This is a genomic window from Kitasatospora sp. NE20-6, from assembly GCF_045862635.1.
The window spans coordinates 19,837-39,162 of record NZ_BPRL01000018.1 but is presented as its reverse complement, the minus strand read 5'-3'; the positions used below and the strand labels follow the sequence as shown (position 1 = coordinate 39,162).

Below are 19,326 nucleotides of genomic sequence, written 5' to 3'. Positions count from 1 at the left end.
CACCGGGTGCGGGCGGCGCCTCGCGTCCGGGCCCGGCCCGGGCTGGCGGACGGGCTGGCGGGCTGGCAGGCAGGCAGGCAGGCAGGCTCAGGAGACTCCGGCGGGCACCGTCCCCGCCCGCCCGTGGAGCAGCCCGCGGGCCAGCTCCGTCTGCCGGCCCAGGGTGCGGCCGAGCAGCATGTCACGCACCGGCACCCGGATGCCGAGTTCCTGCCGGAGCCGGTGGGCGAGACGGGTGATCAGCAGCGAGTCCCCGCCGAGCTCGAAGAAGTCGGACGCGTCGGTGAGCCCGTCGTGGCCGAGCAGTTCCCGCCAGCACCGGGCCATCAGCACGGCGACGTCCACGTCCGCGTCCACGTCCGGGACGGCGGTGGGGCCCGCGGCCGCCGACGGGTCGGCGGACACCGCAGTCCCCACCGTCACTGCCACGGCAGCGGGCATGGCGGGCGGCACGGCGGCGGGCGGCATCGCGGCGGCGGGGCGCGGGCGTGCCTCCGGGGCGATCCACCGCGGCCCGGCGAAGGCGTAGCCCGGCAGGTGGACGGTGCGCCCGCCGCCGCACAGCCCACCGGGCGCGAGGGGCAGCCCCTCCACCCAGAGGGCGCCCAGCGCGGCGAGCACCTCGCCCGGTCCAGCGGTGCGGCCCGGCGAGAGCGGCACCGCGGGCAGTCCTGCGGCGTCGGCCATCGCCGACAGCACCCGGCCGGGCCCGATCTCGACGGCGACGGCGCCCGGCAGCGCGGCCGCGACCGCCGCGAGCCCGTCGGCGAACCGCACCGCACCGCGGGCCTGTCCGGCGAAGTGGCCGGGCGCCAGGACGGCTCCGGCCGGCAGGAGGCGGCCGGTGGCGTTGGCGGCGAGCGGCACCCGCAGGACCTGCGGGGACGACCCGGCGGCCGCCTCGGCGATCGCCGCGAGGGCCGGCTCGATCAGCGGCGAGTGGAAGGCGCGGGCGGTGGCGAGCCGGCGGGTGAAGGTCCGTCCGGCCAGCCAGGCCTCGAAGGCCTCGATCTCGGCGGGTGCACCCGCGACCACGCAGGAGTCGGGGGTGTTGACCGCGGCGACCACTGCCCGGCAGCCTGCGGCGGCGATCCAGGTCAGGGCCTCGTCCTCGGTGCAGCCCAGGGCGAGCATGGCGCCTTCCGGGCAGGCCTGCATGGCACGTCCGCGGGCCGTGACGAGGCGTGCGGCGTCCGCGAGGCCGAGCGCGCCGGCGACGCAGGCCGCGGTGATCTCGCCGAGGCTGTGCCCGGCCACCGCGGCGGGTCGCACCCCGAGGTCCGCGAGCGCCGTGGCGGCCGCGTACCCGACGGCGAACAGCGCCGGCTGCGCGAGCACGGTGTCCGCCAGCGCGTCGGCGGGGGCGTCCCGGTCGAGCAGCAGCGTCCGCAGCAGGCCGGACGACGGCACCCTCCCGGAGCCGCCGGGGGCGTCGGGGGCGCCGGGGCCGTCGCCGAAGGCCGCCAGGCAGTCGTCGAGGGCGTGCCGGAATCCGGGCAGCACCTCCGCGAACGGTGCGGCCATGCCGGGATGCTGCGTGCCCTGGCCGGGGAAGAGGAAGACCGCCGGCACCGCGCCGGAGGCCGGGCGCCGGCCGGTGACGACGCCGTCACCGCTGCGCAGCCGCGCCGCCACCTCCGCGCCGCTGCGTCCGGTGACCGCGAGCCGCCAGGGCAGTGCGGCCCGCCCGGTGGCCAGGGTGGACGCGACGTCGGCGAGGTCGGCCCCGGTGGTGACGAGGTGCCGGCCCGTCCGGTCGGCGGCCCGGGCCAGTGCCTCCGGGTCGGCGGCCGACAGCACCACGAGCCGCTCCGACGGTCCGGCGGCGGTCGGGGCGGCCGGTGACCCCGCGGCAGGCGCGGCGACGGCAGGCGCGGCGGCAGGCCGCAGGGGTGGCTGTTCCACGACGACGTGGGCGTTGGTGCCGCCGATGCCGAACGCGCTGACGCCGGCGCGCCGCGGTTCCGGGCCTGCCCAGACGGCGGCCTCGCGCGGCACGTGCAGCGGCGATCCCGCGGACTCCAGCAGCGGGTTGGGTGTGGTGAAGCCGGCCACCGGGGGCACCACGCCGTGCCGGACGACCAGCAGTGCCTTGATCAGCGCGGCCACGCCGGCGGCGTTGTCGAGATGACCGGTGTTGGCCTTGAGCGCCCCGACCGCCACCTGCCCGGGCCGGGCGCCCGCGGCGGTCAGTGCGGCGGAGGCGGCCGCCCATTCGATGGGGTCGCCGACCCTGGTGCCGGTGCCGTGGGTCTCCAGGTAGCCGATGGTCGTGCCGTCGACGTCCGCCGCGCGGAGGGCGGCGCGGATCACCGCCTGCTGCCCACCGACCGACGGCGCGTAGTAACCGGCTTTCGCCGAGCCGTCGTTGTTGACGGCGGTGCCGAGCACCACGCCGTACGGGTCGAGGTCCTCGTCGAGGGCGTCCTGCAGTCGGCGCAGCACGACGCAGGCGACTCCCGAACCGGCGACGACGCCGTCGGCCCCGCCGTCGAACGGTCGGCAGCGGCCGGTCGGCGAGTGGATCCCGCCGGGCAGGTGGAGGTGCCCGCCCTGCGGGTACGGGATGCCGGCGGCGACGACGAGGGCCTGGTCGCAGTCGCCGTTGAGCAGGGCCTGGGTGGCGAGGTGCACGGCGACGAGGGAGGAGGAGCAGGCGGTCTGCACGGCCATGGCGGGCCCGGTCAGCCCGAGGCGGTAGGAGACCAGGCTCGCCAGGAAGTCGGGCTCCGTGCCGTGGACGGCGTCCTCCAGCGTGACCGGGTCGAGCAGGCCGCTCGCGGCCATGGCGCGGAGGTAGCCGCTGCCGGAGGCCGAGGCGTAGACGGCGGTCACGGGGGTGACGCCGAGCGGGTCGGTTCCGGCGTCCTCCAGGGCCGACCAGGCGGTCTCCAGGATGAGCCGGTGCTGGGGGTCCATCAGCTCGGCCTCGCGCGGGCTGATCCGGAAGAGCGCGGGGTCGAAGCGGTCGGCGTCGTCGAGGTGGCCGCGGACGGGGACGTAGCCGGGGTCGTCGAGCAGGGCGCGGGGGACGCCCGCGTCGGCGAGGGCCTGCCGGTCGTGGCGGGTGGTGAGCACCCGTCCGGCCTTCAGGGCCTCCCAGAGTGATGCCACGTCGGGGGCGTTCGGGAATCGTCCGGAGATGCCGGTGACGGCGATATCCAGGGAGCGGTCGCGGACCATCGAACCACCTTCGGCTAGCGCGGTGCCCGGGCCGTCCGCGGCGCTGCGCGGGTCGGACGGCCTCCGTGGCCGGCGGGTGCCCGGCGCGGGCCCGGCCAACATTGCCAGACCGGACAAGCCTGTGGCAATATATTGCCTCCCAGTTGGCAACATTGGCGGCCTCCGCGGTGGACCGCGAGGCCGAACGGACCCGAGGGGAGAGGGTCGGCGTGCTACCTGACCCGGCATGGACCGAGGGGCGCCCTTCCACCGCGCCCGACGAAGGACTGCACGAGACGTTCGCCCGCACCGCACGGCGCCACCCGCACCGGACCGCCCTCGCCGGGACCGGCGGCCGCCTCACCTACCGGCAGCTCGACCGCACCGCCGACGCCTGGGCGGCCCGTCTGACCGCCGCGGGCGTCGTGCCGGGCGACCTCGTCCCCGTCCTGCTGCCGCGGAGCCCCGGCCTCGTCACCGCCCTGCTCGCCGTGCTCAAGACCGGCGCGGCGTACGCCCTGCTCGATCCGGCCTGGCCCGCCGACCGCCTCGCCCGCGTACGGGAGTTGCTGGACCCGCCGCTGCTGATCGCCCCGCACGGCCACCCGGGCCTGCCCGGCACCGACCCGGCCACGGCGCCCCCGGCCGGCCCGGGCCGGGAGACGTCCGTGTGGACCCCGCCGGCCGGCCCGGTCGACCCGCCCCCGGGCTTCCGTCCGGTGCCCGTCGGCGGCGGCGCCGCCTGCTGCGTGTTCTTCACCTCCGGCACGACCGGCCGGCCCAAGGGCGTCGTGACCCCGCACCGCGCCACCGCACGGCTCTTCCCGCCCGACGGCTTCGCCCGGTTCACCCCGCACACCGTCGTGCCGCTCGCGGCCCCCACCCCGTGGGACGCCTTCTCCCTGGAGCTCTGGTCCGTCCTGCTCAACGGCGGCACCTCGCTCGTCGTGGAGGACGCCTACCTCTCCCCCGCCGCACTGCGCGACGCGGTCACCACCCACCGGGCGGACACCGTCTGGCTCACCAGCAGCCTCTTCAACATGGTCGTCGACGAGGACCCCGACGCCTTCCACGGCATCACCCAGGTGATGACCGGCGGCGAACGCCTCTCCGCCCCGCACGTCCGCCGGTTCCTGCGCCACCACCCCGGCACCGCACTGCTCAACGGCTACGGCCCGGTCGAGAACACCGTCTTCGCCACGACCCACCGCATCACGGAGGCCGACTGCGACCTCCCCGGCGGCATCCCGCTCGGCCGCCCCGTCCCCGGCACCCAGGTGCACGTGCTGGACGGCGACCGCCCCTGCGGTGCCGGCCGCACCGGTGAGATCTGCCTCGGCGGCGACGGCCTCGCCCTCCACTACCTGCGCGAACCCGCCCTCACCGAACGGGCCTTCGCCACGGTCGTGATCGACGGACACCCGCGACGCCTCTACCGCACCGGTGACCTCGGCGTGTGGGACACCGACGGCCTCCTGCACTTCCGCGGCCGCGCGGACCGGCAGCTCAAGATCCGCGGCCACCGCGTCGAGCCCGCCGAGGTGGAACGGCAGATCGAGCGCCTGCTGCCCGGCGTCACCGCCTGCCGGGTGCTCGGACGACAGGCCTCCGACGGCGGCCGGGAGCTCGTGGCGTTCTGCACCCCGCAGGAACCGGGCGACCGGCTGCCCGACGCCGTACGCATCCTGGACACCGCACTCGTCCCCTACCAGCGGCCCGCCGCCGTGGTCGCCGTCGGCGCCTTCCCCCGCACCCCGCAGGGCAAGCTCGACGAAGCCGCGCTCCTCGCCCTGGCCGCGGCACCCCCCGCGGCCCGCCCGCAGGACGACGCCGACCCGGCCGTCGCACCCGCCACCCTCGCCGACCCCACCGACCGCGCGGTCGCCGAGGCCTTCGCCGAGGTCCTCCGGCAGGACGCCGTACCGCTCGACACCCCCTTCGTGGAGCTCGGGGGCAGTTCCCTCGGCGCCGGACGGGTCTGCGCCCGCCTCGCGGCCCGCCTCGGCCGGCCCGTACCGGTCTCCCGTCTCCACGAGCTGCCGACCGTCACCGCCCTCGCCGCCTGGCTGCGCACCACCGGCTCCGAGTCCTCCGAGCCCTCCAGCCCCTCCCACGCCACCGGCACCACCGGCACACCGCTGACACCGCTGCAGACCGTCTACCTCACCCGGCAGATGCTCGACCCGGCCGACCTGACCGCACACTGCCTGCTCACCTGGACGATCACCGGCGACCTCGACCACCACGCGCTGGAGGACGCCGTCGCCGACGTGCACCGGCGCCACGAGCCGCTGCACAGCGCGTACCTGCTCGACCCGGCACCGCACGCACGGCCGACGGACATCCCCCCGCCGCCGCTCGACGTCCTGCCCGACCACCCGGACACCGCCTCCGCCGTCCGGACGCTGCGCACCGAACTCGCCGACGAACTCGCCCTGGAGGAGGGCGAGGTGTGGCGCACGGCGCTGGCGCCGGTGCGACCCGGAGGCGCGGCCGCCGGACCGCGCACCACGGTGTTCGGCTGCGTCGTGCACCACATCGCCTTCGACGGATGGTCGGAGTCCGTCCTCGCCCGGCACCTCGCCGACGCCTACGCCGCCCGCACGGCCGCCACCGTCCGGGGCCCGCATGCCGATCCGGAGCCGGCCCGGCCTGCGCCCGGCCTGGCGGAGGTCCACGCGGAACGCCTCCGCCACGCCCGGCACGCCGGACCGCGCGACCGCCACGAGTCTTACCTGCGCGACGAGTTGAAGGGGATTCCGGCTCTGCCCTGGCCCGTCTCCGACCGGGCCCGCGACACCGCGGGCCCGGGACGGGTGGAGGCCCGCCTCACCGCGGCCCAGCTCGCCGGCGTCGACGCCCTCGCGGCGGAGGCGGGCACGACCCGGTTCGGCGCCCTGCTCGCGCACTGGGCCGCGGCCCTGGCCGAGACCACCGGTGCGCGGGACTTCGGGGTCGGCGTACCCGTGGCTCAACGCGACTCGCCGCTCCTCGCCGGTGCCGTCGGCTGCCACATCGAGATGCTCTGCCTGCGGATGCGCGGCACCGCGCTCGACGGCGGCACCGCCGGCGCACGGGAGACCGGCCGCACGGTGGCCCGCGCGCTCGCCGCCCAGGACGTGCCGTTCGCCGACGTGCTGCGGCTCACCGAGCCGCGACGGACCGGCCGGCCGCCCCTCTACCAGGTGCTCTTCGCCCTCCAGGATAACGCCGCACCCCGGCTCCGCCTCCCCGGCCTGCACACGGCGTTCCTCCGGCAGCCGTACCTGGACCTGCCGCTCGAACTCCACACCGAGCTCTGGCCCGAGGACGACGGCGGCATGCGTCTGGAGGTGGCCTTCCGGCCGGACGCCGTCGCCGAGTCCACCGCCTGGGAACTCGCCGGCCGCTTCACCGACCGTCTCGCGGTGCCCGCACCGCACACGTCCGCTCTCACCCCAGGAGTACCGGCATGACCAGACTCACCCACATCTCCGCACCGGCGGGCGTCGCGCCCAGCGACGGCTACACGCACGTGGTGACCGGGCCGGGCCGGCTGGCCGCCGTCGCCGGACAGCTGCCCTTCGACGAGAAGGGCGCCCTGGTCGGCGAGGGCGACCCCGCCGCCCAGGCCCGGCAGGTCTTCACCAACATGCGGGCCTGCCTGGCCGCGGCCGGCGGCACCTTCGACGACGTGGTCAAACTGACCGTCCACCTCACGGACATGGCGCACCTGGCCGAGGTGCTCGCCGTCCGCGACGAGTTCATCGACACCGCCCGCCCGCCGGCCAGCACCGTCATGCAGGTCGCGGCGCTGTTCCGGCCCGAACTCCTCCTGGAGGTCGACGCGTTGGCGATCCTCGCCGACGACGCGCACTGAACCGCGCCGCACCGCACTGCACCGCGCCGCACCACGCCGCACCGTACGCAGCCCGACCACAGCCGCAGCAACAGCCGCTGCTGCGGCCCACCACACCCGTCGAACCCCGCACCGCGTCCCCCGCCCGCCCACGGCAGGAGTGCCATGACCGACCTCGCCACCACCGACCGCACCACCACCGACCGCACCGATACCGGCCGGACCGACACCGACACCCGTACGGCGGCGGCCCGCACCGCCGACGGCGCGCCGCCGCCGTTCGACCGCGAGCTGGCGCAGCCGCTCGCGGCGATCCTCGCCGACCTCGCGATGCCGCTGACCCCGGCGCTGATCGCCGACCGCCGCCGCCGCAGCGCGGCCGGCCGGCTCACCGACGCGCAGATCCTCCGCGGCGGCGCCTTCACCCTGGAACACCTGGAGGTGCCCGCCGCGCACGGCAGGCCCGCGATCCCCCTGCTGCTGTGCCGGCCCACCGCCGTCGCCGTGCCGCGGGGCGTCGTCCACCACACCCACGGCGGCGGGATGGTGGCCGGGAGCCACCGCAGCACCGAGCTCGCGGGCGAGCTCGACCGGGCCCAGGAACTCGGCCTGGCCGTGCTGTCCGTCGACTACCGCCTCGCGCCCGAACACCCCGACCCGGTGCCGGTGGAGGACTGCTACGCCGCGCTGCTCTGGCTGGCGGACCACGCCGTACGGCTGGGCCTGCCGGCCGACCGGATCGTGCTCAGCGGCAACAGCGCAGGAGGTGCGCTGGCCGCCGGCCTCGCCCTGCTCTCCCGTGACCGCGGCGGCCCGCGGCCGGCCGGGCAGCTGCTGCAGTTCCCGATGCTCGACGACCGCTCCGACAGCTTCTCCGCCCGGCAGATGGCCCGGGTCGGGCTCTGGGACGGCCTCTCCAACCGTGCGGGCTGGACGGCACTGCTCGGCGATCGCCGGGGCACGGACGCCGTCGCGCCGTACGCCGCGCCCGCGCGGGCCCGCGACCTCGCGGGGCTGCCTCCGGCGTTCCTGGAGGTCGGCTCGGTGGAGGCGCTGCGCGACGAGGGCGTCGCCTACGCCTCGCGCCTCTGGCGGGCCGGCTGCGAGGCGGAACTCCACGTCTGGGCCGGGGCGTTCCACAGCTTCGACGAATGGGTGCCGTCGGCGGTGGTCTCGCGGAGCGCGCACGCCGCCCGGGTGGCGTGGCTGCGGCGGGTCCTGGAGCTCTGACCGCCCGGGCGGTCACGGCGCACGGGCCGACGGCGTTCCCCCACCCGGGTGGGGGAACGCCGTCGGGCTGCGCCTGCCGTCACGAGCGGTTCGGCCGTCACGAGCGGTGGACCGTCCGTCTGCTGCGGTGCCGTCGTGCCGCGGAGCGCGGCGCCGGCTCAGGGGGCGGGGACGGGCCGGCCCTGGTGGAGCTCCTCCAGGGCTTCCGCGAGGATGCGCCAGATGTCCGCGGCGAGGTCGATGTTGGAGCTCTGACGGGCTTCCTCGCCCAGCTCCTTCAGCCGGCCGAGCCCTTCGGCCTCCCGGCCCTCCAGGAGCAGCAGGCGGCTGTCGAGGATGCCCAGCCGCACCTGGTCGCGGTAGACCAGGAGGAGTTCGTCCCGGCTGAGCTCGTCGTGCGCCCGGCGGGCGTCGTCGAACCGCCCCTCGTGGAAGGCGAGGTAGGCCTGCAGGGTGAGCAGCTCCTGCCGCAGCACGGGCGTGCCGACGAGGGAGAGCGCCGTCCCGGCCTCCTGCAGGCAGTCCCGGCCGTGGTCCACCATCGGCGGCTTGGTCTGGAGGTAGAGGGAGGCGGCGGCGAGCCGCAGCCGCACCCACAGGGTGAGGTCGACCCTGCTCTCCAGGCCGAGCATCGCGCGCTCCAGGTAGTCGCGGGCGCCCTCGTGGTCCCCCTGCCGGGAGCGCACGGTGGCCGCCGACCACAGCGCCTCGGTACGGGCCACGTCCGACCCGCCGCGTTCCGTGAGCCGGACGAGCTCGTCGACGTGCGCGCGGGCGTCGGGCAGCTGACCGGCCTCGGCCTCGGCCGCGACGAGGGTCTGGAGCGCCGCCCCGGTGTCGGAGACGGAGAGCTTCGCCTCGGAGGCGAGCTGGTAGGCGCGGGAGGCCACGCCGATGGCGCGGGCCACCTCGCCGGTCGACCGGAGCAGCCGGGCGAGCTGCGCCCAGGCACGGCACTGCAACTCGGGCAGGCCGAGTTCGTCGGCGATCCGGGCGAGCTCCTCCAGGCAGGCGCGCTCCTCGGAGTGCCGGCCCTGGCGCCGCCAGTAGCGGAAGACCACCCACAGGGCCTGCCAGCGCGAGAGGAGGTCGGCTCCCGGGGCGCGGTTCAGCGCGGTGATGAGGGCTTCGATCGCCTCGTCGCTGTCCGTGGACGTCGCGATGGAGAGGGCCTGGGCCAGCGAGCCGCCGCTGGGGGGTACGTCGAAGGCGGACCGGTCGACGCCGAACCGGTCGGCGAGGTAGGCAACCACGCGATCGGTCGGCTGCCGTGCTCCCGATTCCAGTCGCGACAGGTATCCGGTCGAGATTTCGTCGCCCGCGAGGGCGGCCTGCGAGAGGCCACGCTCCTGCCTCAACTCCCTGAGGCGGCGGCCGAAAAAGGGCTGCTCCATCATGCTGATCCCACAATCCACACGGATTCAGATTCGGTCAGACGGTCAGCCCCCTGCGGGGGGCCTGCAGGGACATGCCGGGAGCCTCACCACTGTGCCAGGGGCAACTGTAATGGGCTGACACCGTTTCTGGCAATTGTGCCCGCACACCCTAGGCAAGTGATCTTCACCACAGAGTGACACCTTGTCACTAATTTGACATCTTTCAGGCAAGGACTTGCCAACGATCTTTTCCCGCGACTAGTTTTTCTTCTCGTACCAACGGATGCACCGATCCCTGCCCCTCCTCGACTGGAGCCGTCATGCGCAAGTACATCGGAACCGCCTCCGCCGCCGCCCTGGCCACCCTCCTGCTGGCCTTCCTGGTCGCCGCCCCGTCGAGCGCCGCCATCCAGGCGCCGGGAGGCGCCTCGGCCGTCGTCCTCGCCGGCGACGGGCTGGACGACATCGACTGGCCGTGAAACGGCGGACACGCACGACCCCGGCGCCGCGCGGGCCACGCCCCGCAGGCACCCCCGCGCGCCGGACCACCGGCCGCCCCGGCCCCCTCGGGGCCCCGGGCGCCCTGCACCCGTGACGGTCGGCCGGCGGACTTCTCCCCGGTGAATCGACACCTTTCCTTGCTGCACTCCCGCGAGGATCTTGACCAACCTTGTCAACCCTTTGCCACTGCGGCATTCCAGGCTCTGGGGCGCGCACGGCCATTCGGGAGAACGCTCTCCCGGTTTTCTGCCAACGATCGCGTTCCGCCGTGCGCCGAAAAACCCCGCCGACAGGCTCGGGCTGCCCGCCCGGCCCTTCGCGGACGGCCGCCCCACACGCCCCATCAGACCCACGGAAACACCCCTTTCGGACCTGCAGCCCCACGGCTCGCCACGCCCGAACGAGAGAGCGCTTTCCCATCTGCGTTCCGTCCCGGTCCGTCCCGGTCCGGCCACGGCCCGGAACCGTTCCGGCACCGTTCCGCCGCCGTTGCGCAGGCATCCCCGCAGAGCCCGACCCGGTAGCCCGCAAGCCCGGTAGCCCACAGGCCCGGCAGGCCCCGCAGGCCCGGCAGGCCCGGCAGGCCCGGCAGGCCCGGCAGCCACTCGGCAGCCACTCGGCAGCCACCCGACCGACCCGGCCGGCATCACCCCTCCTCGAAGGAGCACCCATGCCCCTGACCGTGCACGACCCGGTGGGCACACCCACCGTCGCCGTGATCATCCCCGTCCTGAACGGGGCCGCGCACATCGACCACGCACTGGCCTCCCTCGTCACCCAGACCGTCCCGCCGACCGAGGTCGTCGTCGTCGACGACGGTTCGGACGACGACACGTACGAGCGCGCCGGCCGCTGGGCCGACCTGCTGCCGCTGCGCGTCATCCGCGGCGAGCACGGGGGCACCTGGCACGCCCGGCAGACCGCCATCGCGGCGACCGGCTCCGAACTCGTCCTCCAGCTCGACGCCGACGACATGCTCCTGCCGGGTGCCGTCGCCGCCATGACCAAGGCGTACGCCGAGCGTCCCGGGCTGATCGCGCCCCGGCGGCTGCTGCTCGTCGAGAACGAGACGGAGGACATCCCGCGGCCGGTCACCGAGCGCCTGCCGGACTCCGACGACCAGTACGCCTACATGCTGGTGCGCAACTACCTCGGCGTCGGCTGCCTCTACAGCCGGAAGGACTACGAGGCGGTCGGCGGCTACCGGCCGTGCCGGTACGCGGAGGACTGGGACCTGTGGCTGCGGTTCGCGGCCGCCCGCATCCCCGTGTCGCTGCCGATCGAGCCGACGTACGTCTACCAGATGCACAGCGGCAACCTCTCCAGCAACATCGACATCGGCGCGACCGACCTGGAGATCCTCGGCCGCTTCCTGGAGGACGGCGACGCGCACCACCGTCTGATCGCCAAGCTGGCGTACCTCCAGCGCGCCGGCCTCCCCTACGTGCAGAGCCTGGAGGAGCGCGCACCCGCGGACTCCCCCGTCGCCGCCACCGCGGCCGGGCTGTCCGAGGACGACCCCGTCGAGGTGCGGTACGACCGCGACCTCGGGTACGTCCTCGTCGGCCGCGCTGCGGAGACCGGCGACCGCCGCCTGGTGGTCCTCTCCCCCGACGGGCAGCGGCGGCTGCGGTCGGCCGTGCTGCCCACGGGGCTCCTCGAATCGAACGAGACCGACCCGGTGCACCACTGGGAGGGCTGCGACCTCACCTGGTGGGGCTGGCACTGAGGCCCGCCGCCACCGCCTCCGTACGGCACCGCCCCTGACGTCCCGGCGGTCGGCCGCGACGCGCCGGCCCGTCGCAGGCCCGCCCGCGCACCGGGCCCGCCGCGGCCGCGCCGCCCGCCGGGGGACGACCCCACGCAACAGAGCGGAGTACGCGCATGACCCCTCAGACGTTACTGCCCCTCAGGTCCACCGACCTCGACCGGTTCACGGAGGACGGCTACCTCGTCCTGCCCGGGTTCCTCCCCGACGAGCTGGCCGCACGGCTCCGGCGGGAGGCCGACCGCTGGGTCGACGACGGCCTGCGGGCCCGGTCGATCGCAGCGGTGCTCGACCCCGACGCCCACGGCACCCCGCCGGTCGTCGAGGTGGAGCTCCCCGCCCACGGCGAACTCGTCGGGCACCCTCCCCTGCTGGAGCTGCTCGCCGGGCTGATGGGCCCGTCGTTCGCCTTCCACCACCTGCACAGCGACCGGCAGGCCCCGGACACCCCGGGCAAGGCCTGGCACCACGACTACGAGCAGCGGCCGCAGACCGACCGGCGGTACGCGATGATCCACACCCTGCACTACCTCGACGGCCTCGACCGCGGCACGTCCTCGCTGGCCGTGCTGCCCGGCTCGCACCGGGAGGTGGCCGACAAGGACGCCCGTGCCGGGCTCGGCACCCGGGAGCTGCCGGGGGAGGTGGTCGTCGACCGGCTGCCGCCCGGGTCGACGGTCGTGCTGCACTCGGCGCTCTTCCACGCCCGGCGCCGCCGGCCCGGGTCGGCGGGCAAGGACCGCTACTTCGTCGACGCCTCCTACTGCGAGACCGGCCGGCTCTGGCCGCCGGTCAAGCCGTACTGGCGCTCCGTGCTGCGCAGAGCGCAGGACCTCGGCCTCGACCACGGCCGGTGGCCCGAGCTCTTCGCCGAGCGTCACTTCACCGAGTACACCCGGCCGGCCTGAGCCGCTGCCACGACGGAGGTACAGGATGTTGTACTCAGGAGTCTCCTGGGGCGCCACCGGCTTCGAGGTCGACACCGTCGGCCCCGACGGCGGGCGCGTCCTGCCCCGGATGCGGTTCGCCGCGGGCCGGGCCGACGAGATGATCGCGTACCTGCGCGGCATCCGGGGCCCGCACGCCGCCGTGGTGGAGAGCACCAACGGGATCCTCGACGGCCGCATGATGGCGGCCGGCCTGGAGGTGTTCCGGGCGGACGAGGACGCCCTGCCGCGGCGGCCGGCCTTCGGGTCCGTCCCGGCCGGCGACGTGGCGCACGCCGCGGCCCGCGACCCGGGCGCGCTCACCCGGCTGGTCCGCACCCGCGGCACCCAGACCGGGCGCGAGCCGCTGCTGGAACGGTGGATCGCCTCCGCCGCCGACGCGACGGCCGGGATGTCCGCCGCGGGCCGCTGCCTCGACCACGGGCCCCGCGAGCGCCGGGAGATCGCGCTGACCTTCGACGACGGCCCGCTGCCGCCCTACACCGGGCGGATCCTCGACGTGCTGGAGCGGTACGGCGTGCCGGCGACCTTCTTCTGCGTCGGCATGAACGCCGGCGCGTACCCGGAGGAGGTCCGGCGGATCCGCGCGCAGGGCCACGGGCTGGCGAACCACACCTGGTCGCACCCGTTCCTGCCGGAGCTCACCCGCCCGGAGCTGGTCGAGCAGCTCACGCGCACCCGCGACCGGATCGCCGAGGTGTCGGACGGCCCGGCGCCCACGCTGTTCCGGCCGCCGTACGGCGCCCGCACCCCCGAGGTGATGCGGTGGCTCACCGAGGCGGACGCCCGCGTCGTGCTCTGGGACGTCGCCCCGGACGACTGGGCGATGCCCGGCGCGGACTTCATCGCCGACACCGTCCTCGCCCAGGCCCGTCCCGGATCGGTGGTGCTCCTGCACGACGGCGGAGGCGACCGGACGCAGACCGTCGAGGCACTGCCGGCCATCGTCGAGGGCCTGCTGGAGCGCGACTACCGCTTCGTCCTCGTCGACGACATGGTGACGGCGCCGGTCGGCTGACCCGCGCCCCGCACGGCACGCAGCAGCGCCGGGTGGGGGAGCCCGTACGAGCGGCTCCCCCACCCGGCCCCGTGCTGCCGGAACCCGTACGGGCGCCGGGCGGCCCGCAGCCCCCGTACCGGCCCACGGCTCCCGCACCCGCACCCGCACCCGCACCCGTACCGATCGGAGTGATCACGCCATGGAGTCCCTCCCGGCCACGAACTGGGCCGGCAACGTCGCCTTCGGCGCCGAGCGCACCCACCGGCCGCGCGACCTCGACGAGCTGCGCCGGCTCGTCGCCGGCTCGGCCCGGATCAGGGCGCTCGGCAGCGGCCACTCGTTCAGCCGGGTCGCCGCCGCGCCCGGCGACCTCGTCCTGCTCGACGGGCTGCCGGCCACCGTCGGCGTGGACACCCACCGCTCGACGGTCAGCGTGCCTGCGGGCCTGCGCTACGCCGAACTCGCCGTCGCCCTGCACCGGGCCGGCCTCGCCCTCGGCAACCTCGCGTCGCTGCCGCACATCTCCGTCGCCGGGTCGGTGGCGACCGGCACCCACGGTTCCGGCGACGCCCGGCGCTGCCTGGCCGCCGCGGTGACGGGCCTCCAGCTCGTCGGCCCGGAGGGCGACCTCGTCGAGCTGGACCGCGCCACCGCACCGGACACCTTCGCCGGGTCGGTCGTCGCACTCGGCGCGCTCGGCGTCGTCACCCGTCTCACCCTGGAGGTCGAACCCGCGTACGCGATGGCGCAGCGCGTCCGGGTGGCGGTGCCCCTCACCGAGGTCGCCGACCGCTTCGACGCGGTCCTCGGCGCCGCCGACAGCGTCAGCGTGTTCACGGACTGGCGCAGCCCGGAGGCCCAGGTCTGGCTCAAGCGGCGGACCGACGGCAGCGGCAGCAGCAGCGGCTGGGAGGGCGGCCGGGCGGCGGACCGGCCGCTCAACCCCGTGCCGGGCATGCCGCCGGAGCACAGCACCGAGCAGCTCGACGTACCCGGGCCGTGGTTCGAGCGGCTGCCGCACTTCCGCCCGGAGCTGACGCCCGGCGCCGGGGAGGAGCTGCAGTCGGAGTACTACCTGCCGCGGGAGGCGGCGCCCGCCGCGTTCGAGGCGCTGCGCGGCATCGGCGACCTGGTCGCACCGGCGCTGCACATCGCGGAGGTCCGGACGGTCGCCGCCGACGATCTGTGGCTCAGCCCCGCGTACGGGCGGTCCACGGCGACCTTCCACTTCACGTGGGTCCGGGACGCCGCCGCCGTCGCACCGGTGATCGCGGCGGTCGAGGAGCGGCTGATACCGCTGGGCGCCCGGCCGCACTGGGGCAAGCTCACCGGCCTGGCCCCGGGCGGACTGGCGGCGCGCTACGAGCAGGCCGGCGAGTTCGGACGGCTGGCGCGGAAGCTCGACCCGGCCGGGAAGTTCCGCAACGCGTTCCTCGACGCCCTGCTGGGCGACGGCTGACCTCCGCTTCGGGGCGTGACCGCCTCCGGGCGGTGCGACAGCTGTCGCACCGCCCGGAGCGGGCCGTCCCCGTGGAGTCCGCGAGGGCCCGGTCAGCCGCCGACGTACGCCGCGAGGTGCTCGCCGGTGAGGGTGGAGCGGGCGTCGACGAGGTCGGCGGGTGTGCCCTCGAAGACGATCCGGCCGCCGTCGTGGCCCGCGCCGGGGCCGAGGTCGACGATCCAGTCCGCGTGCGCCATGACGGCCTGGTGGTGTTCGATGACGATCACCGACTTGCCGGAGTCGACGAGCCGGTCGAGGAGGCCGAGCAGCTGCTCGACGTCGGCGAGGTGGAGGCCGGTGGTCGGCTCGTCGAGGACGTACACGCCGCCCTTGTCGGCCATGTGGGTGGCCAGCTTGAGCCGCTGCCGCTCGCCGCCGGACAGCGTGGGGAGCGGCTGCCCGAGGGTGAGGTAGCCGAGCCCGACGTCGGCGAGCCGGCCGAGGACGGCGTGCGCGGCCGGGGTGCGGGCCTCGCCGGTGCCGAAGAACTCCTCGGCCTCCGCCACCGACATCGCGAGCACCTCGCTGATGTCGCGGCCGCCGAGGCGGTACTCCAGCACCGAGGCCTGGAACCGCTTGCCCTCGCACTCCTCGCAGGGCGAGGCGACACCGGCCATCATCGCCAGGTCGGTGTAGATGACGCCGACGCCGTTGCAGGTCGGGCAGGCGCCCTCGGAGTTGGCGCTGAACAGGGCCGGCTTCACGCCGTTGGCCTTCGCGAACGCCTTGCGGATCGGTTCGAGCAGCCCGGTGTACGTCGCCGGGTTGCTCCGCCGCGAGCCGCGGATCGGGCTCTGGTCGACCGACACCACGCCGTCGCCCGGCGGGATCGACCCGTGCACGAGCGAGCTCTTGCCGGAGCCCGCGACGCCGGTGACGACGGTGAGCACCCCGAGCGGGATGTCGACGTCGACGTCGTGCAGGTTGTTCGCCGTCGCGCCGCGGATCTCCAGGAAGCCGGTGGGCTTCCGCACCGACTCCTTCAGCGCGGCCCGGTCGTCGAGGTGGCGGCCGGTGACGGTGTCGCCGGCCCGCAGCTCCTCGAAGGTGCCCTCGAAGCAGATCGTGCCGCCGGCCGTGCCGGCGCCGGGGCCGAGGTCGACGACGTGGTCGGCGATCGAGATCGTCTCCGGCTTGTGCTCCACGACGAGCACCGTGTTGCCCTTGTCGCGCAGCCGCAGCAGCAGGCCGTTCATCCGCTCGATGTCGTGGGGGTGCAGCCCGATGGTGGGCTCGTCGAAGACGTAGGTGACGTCGGTGAGGGAGGAGCCGAGGTGGCGGATCATCTTGACGCGCTGCGCCTCGCCGCCCGACAGCGTGCCGGCCGGCCGGTCGAGCGCGAGGTAGCCGAGGCCGATCTCCACGAACGAGTCGAGGCTCTGCTGCAGCGCGGTGAGCAGCGGTGCCACCGACGGCTCGTCGAGGCCGCGCACCCACTCGGCCAGGTCGCTGATCTGCATCGCGCAGGCGTCGGCGATGCTGATCCTCCCGATCTTCGACGACCGGGCGCCCGCGGTGAGCCGGGTGCCGTCGCACTCGGGACAGGTGGTGAAGGTGACCGCCCTGTCCACGAACTCCCGGATGTGCGGCTGCATGCCCTCCCTGTCCTTGGCGAGCATCGACTTCTGGATCCGCGGCACCAGCCCCTCGTACGTCATGTTGATGCCCGCGATCTTCATCCTGGTCGGCTCGCGGTACAGGAAGTCGTGCAGTTCCTTCTTGGTGAACGCGCGGATCGGCTTGTCCGCGTCGAAGAATCCGGACTCGCTGTAGAGCCGGGAGTTCCAGCCGCCCCCCGTGTAACCGGGGACGGTGATCGCGCCCTCGGAGAGCGACCTGGAGCCGTCGTAGAGCTGGGTGAGGTCGATGTCGGAGACCGTCCCGCGGCCTTCGCAGCGCGGGCACATTCCGCCGGTGATGCTGAAGCTGCGGCGCTCCTTGACGCTCTGTCCGCCGCGTTCCACGGTGACCGCGCCCGCTCCGCTGATCGAGGCGACGTTGAAGGAGAACGCCTTGGGCGAGCCGATGTGGGGCTTCCCGAGCCGGCTGAAGAGGATGCGCAGCATCGCGTTGGCGTCGGTGACGGTGCCGACGGTGGAGCGCGGGTCGGCACCCATGCGCTGCTGGTCGACGAGGATCGCGGTGGTCAGTCCTTCGAGCACGTCGACCTCGGGGCGGGCCAGCGCAGGCATGAAGCCCTGCACGAAGGCGCTGTAGGTCTCGTTGATCAGCCGCTGCGACTCCGCGGCGATGGTGCCGAACACCAGCGAGCTCTTGCCCGAGCCGGAGACGCCGGTGAACACCGTCAGCCGCCGCTTGGGGATCGCGATGCTGACGTCCTTGAGGTTGTTCACGCGCGCGCCGTGCACGCGGATCAGATCGTGGCTGTCGGCACCGTGCGGAGCGGGCGACGGCGTGTCCGTCCTCGTGGTCATGCCCATCGTGTCTCCATCTGTTACGTGGGGCCGCGTGCGCGGTCCCCCCTCGGCGTCGCCTGGCTCGATCTAACCAGTTCCGGGGCGTGCGTCCGGGGTTTCCGGTGGGCACGGCCGCGGCCCGGCCGGTCGGCCGCGGCGGCCGGGTGCCCGGGGCCACCACGCTAGGGGCGGGCCGGGCCCCGGCGCTTCTCGGATCCTGACCGGTCAGGTGGCCGGGCGGGGCGGCACGGCGGGGCGACCGAAGCCGGTCGTCGGTCCGTGGTGCCGGGGCCAGGGCAGGTGGCGGCGATCCGCAGGCGTGGGCGGCGGGCTCCGCCGGGGCGGGCCGGCTCTCCTTCCGCTGCCCGGGCGCGCCTTGTCGCCGGTGCCGGCACCCGGTTGACTTCGTTCACGCGCCGGCCCACCGAGCGGTGCCAGGGGTGAGGGGAACCAGCAGATGTTGATCGACAGCACGGCCATGGCACCTGACGAGCGGGCCGAGGCGATCCGCGAGGTGATCTGGAGCAGCGTGGTACGGGTGGAGATCACCCACCAACCCGACCCGCGGCTGATCCGCACGGTGGGTGCGATCAGCCGTATCGGGCCGCTGACGGTCTGCTCCGTGCGGGCGAACGCCACCACCGTCCGGCGCACTCCCGCACTCGCCCGGGACGACCTGGAGCCGAGCGTGTTCGTCGGGTTGCAGGTCACCGGCAGCAGCATGGTCGTCCAGGATGCCAGGGAAGCCGTGCTGCGGCCCGGCGACCTGGCGCTGTACGACACCACCCGGCCCTACACGCTCCTCAACAGGGACGGGATCCATCAGCACTTCTTCCGGATCCCGCGTGCTGAACTCGCCCTGCCGGAAAGGCTTCTGGACCGTGCCACCGCCGTCCTGTTCAGCCGCCGGAACCCGCTGGCCGACCTTACCGCCACCTGCCTGCGGCGAATCGCGCGCCACCAGGCCCGGCCTGCATCGCCCTCCGGACACAGCCTGGACGCGGCAGGCCGGCCGGGCATCGAACTGCTGCGCGCTCTCGTCACGGCCCGTCTCGGTGACCACCGCACAGCCTCCCAGACTTCGCAGGAGACCCTGCATCTACGGGTCCTGGAGTACGTCCGGGCCCATCTGGGCGATCACGACCTGACGCCGGCCCGTATCGCGGCCCATCACCACGTCTCGCTCCGCCAGCTGTACGCCGTCCTTTCGAGGAACGGCGTGCATCTGGGCGATTGGGTCCGGTCGCAGCGACTGGAACGCTGCCGTGCCGAACTTGCGGCGCTCTCGGCACGTCACCGGTCGATCGCGGCGGTGGCGTACCGCTGGGGCTTCCCGAACGCCGCCCATTTCAGCCGCACCTTCAAACACGCGTACGGTCTCACCCCCAGCGACTGGCGGGCCCTGCACGCTGCCGGCCCTGAGAGCCCCCGCCTGCAGACTGACACGGAGTCACGGCCGCGAGCGGAGGAGGCCTCCGGCTGACAGGGGGTGATCGAGGTGCGGCCCCCTGTTGCCGAACGGGCGTTGTCGAACGGCGCCGCCCGCTGCCTGATCGACAACGGGCGGCGGTGCCGGGCCCGGGGAT

Annotated in this window: 12 protein-coding genes; 9 read left to right on the top strand and 3 right to left on the bottom strand. The window is 74.9% G+C overall.

The annotated features are described in order from the left end of the window. Nucleotides 1–87 precede the first annotated feature (87 nt). Entirely contained in the window at nucleotides 88–3,183 is a 3,096-nt protein-coding gene (locus SNE206_RS15710) for a type I polyketide synthase (protein ID WP_407913973.1), read from the bottom strand. A 209-nt stretch (nucleotides 3,184–3,392) separates the two neighbouring features. Between SNE206_RS15710 and SNE206_RS15705 the strand changes: the two genes are divergently transcribed. The 3 genes from SNE206_RS15705 to SNE206_RS15695 all read left to right on the top strand — a co-directional run bounded on the left by SNE206_RS15705 (nucleotide 3,393) and on the right by SNE206_RS15695 (nucleotide 8,230). After that, the gene (locus SNE206_RS15705; protein ID WP_407913972.1) at nucleotides 3,393–6,617 is read left to right on the top strand and encodes an AMP-binding protein; all 3,225 of its coding nucleotides are present in this window, start codon (nucleotides 3,393–3,395) and stop codon (nucleotides 6,615–6,617) included. After that, entirely contained in the window at nucleotides 6,614–7,021 is a 408-nt protein-coding gene (locus SNE206_RS15700; RefSeq protein ID WP_407913971.1) for a RidA family protein, read from the top strand. Before SNE206_RS15705 ends, SNE206_RS15700 begins: the two co-directional genes overlap by 4 nt. 144 nt (nucleotides 7,022–7,165) lie before the next feature. Beyond that, nucleotides 7,166–8,230, top strand: a complete 1,065-nt coding sequence (locus SNE206_RS15695; RefSeq protein WP_407913970.1) for an alpha/beta hydrolase — start codon at nucleotides 7,166–7,168, stop codon at nucleotides 8,228–8,230. Between the two features lie 158 nt (nucleotides 8,231–8,388). Here the strand turns inward: SNE206_RS15695 and SNE206_RS15690 are convergent, their stop codons facing one another. Beyond that, entirely contained in the window at nucleotides 8,389–9,627 is a 1,239-nt protein-coding gene (locus tag SNE206_RS15690) for a helix-turn-helix domain-containing protein (RefSeq protein WP_407913969.1), read from the bottom strand. A gap of 299 nt (nucleotides 9,628–9,926) precedes the next feature. Here SNE206_RS15690 and SNE206_RS15685 point away from each other — a divergent pair, with 299 nt between their 5' ends. From SNE206_RS15685 to SNE206_RS15665, 5 genes are all read left to right on the top strand, one after another. Continuing rightward, a complete protein-coding gene (locus SNE206_RS15685) occupies nucleotides 9,927–10,085 on the top strand; it encodes a hypothetical protein (RefSeq protein WP_407913968.1) in 159 nt (52 codons plus the stop codon). Nucleotides 10,086–10,777: 692 nt separating this feature from the next. After that, nucleotides 10,778–11,836: a glycosyltransferase gene (locus tag SNE206_RS15680; protein ID WP_407913967.1), complete on the top strand. Its 1,059-nt coding sequence runs from the start codon at nucleotides 10,778–10,780 to the stop codon at nucleotides 11,834–11,836. A 155-nt stretch (nucleotides 11,837–11,991) separates the two neighbouring features. Beyond that, entirely contained in the window at nucleotides 11,992–12,783 is a 792-nt protein-coding gene (locus tag SNE206_RS15675) for a phytanoyl-CoA dioxygenase family protein (RefSeq protein ID WP_407913966.1), read from the top strand. 25 nt (nucleotides 12,784–12,808) lie between these two features. Further along, a complete protein-coding gene (locus tag SNE206_RS15670; RefSeq protein WP_407913965.1) occupies nucleotides 12,809–13,840 on the top strand; it encodes a polysaccharide deacetylase family protein in 1,032 nt (343 codons plus the stop codon). Nucleotides 13,841–14,021: 181 nt separating this feature from the next. Continuing rightward, nucleotides 14,022–15,281: a D-arabinono-1,4-lactone oxidase gene (locus tag SNE206_RS15665; protein ID WP_407913964.1), complete on the top strand. Its 1,260-nt coding sequence runs from the start codon at nucleotides 14,022–14,024 to the stop codon at nucleotides 15,279–15,281. Nucleotides 15,282–15,373: 92 nt separating this feature from the next. Here SNE206_RS15665 and SNE206_RS15660 read toward each other — a convergent pair whose 3' ends face one another. Then, complete coding sequence (locus SNE206_RS15660; protein WP_407913963.1) at nucleotides 15,374–17,764, bottom strand: ATP-binding cassette domain-containing protein; 2,391 nt, start codon at nucleotides 17,762–17,764, stop codon at nucleotides 15,374–15,376. A gap of 433 nt (nucleotides 17,765–18,197) precedes the next feature. On the opposite strand from SNE206_RS15660, the gene SNE206_RS15655 reads away from it, so the two are divergent. Beyond that, nucleotides 18,198–19,223, top strand: a complete 1,026-nt coding sequence (locus tag SNE206_RS15655; RefSeq protein WP_407913962.1) for a helix-turn-helix domain-containing protein — start codon at nucleotides 18,198–18,200, stop codon at nucleotides 19,221–19,223. Nucleotides 19,224–19,326 lie beyond the last annotated feature (103 nt).

Coding starts and splice junctions, on each gene's coding strand:
- SNE206_RS15670 (WP_407913965.1), top strand. CDS start 12,809: ATGTTGTACTCAGGAGTCTCCTGGGGCGCCACCGGCTTCGAGGTCGAC.
- SNE206_RS15695 (WP_407913970.1), top strand. CDS start 7,166: ATGACCGACCTCGCCACCACCGACCGCACCACCACCGACCGCACCGAT.
- SNE206_RS15665 (WP_407913964.1), top strand. CDS start 14,022: ATGGAGTCCCTCCCGGCCACGAACTGGGCCGGCAACGTCGCCTTCGGC.
- SNE206_RS15655 (WP_407913962.1), top strand. CDS start 18,198: ATGTTGATCGACAGCACGGCCATGGCACCTGACGAGCGGGCCGAGGCG.
- SNE206_RS15690 (WP_407913969.1), bottom strand. CDS start 9,627: ATGATGGAGCAGCCCTTTTTCGGCCGCCGCCTCAGGGAGTTGAGGCAG.
- SNE206_RS15710 (WP_407913973.1), bottom strand. CDS start 3,183: ATGGTCCGCGACCGCTCCCTGGATATCGCCGTCACCGGCATCTCCGGA.
- SNE206_RS15660 (WP_407913963.1), bottom strand. CDS start 17,764: ATGGGCATGACCACGAGGACGGACACGCCGTCGCCCGCTCCGCACGGT.
- SNE206_RS15675 (WP_407913966.1), top strand. CDS start 11,992: ATGACCCCTCAGACGTTACTGCCCCTCAGGTCCACCGACCTCGACCGG.
- SNE206_RS15700 (WP_407913971.1), top strand. CDS start 6,614: ATGACCAGACTCACCCACATCTCCGCACCGGCGGGCGTCGCGCCCAGC.
- SNE206_RS15680 (WP_407913967.1), top strand. CDS start 10,778: ATGCCCCTGACCGTGCACGACCCGGTGGGCACACCCACCGTCGCCGTG.
- SNE206_RS15685 (WP_407913968.1), top strand. CDS start 9,927: ATGCGCAAGTACATCGGAACCGCCTCCGCCGCCGCCCTGGCCACCCTC.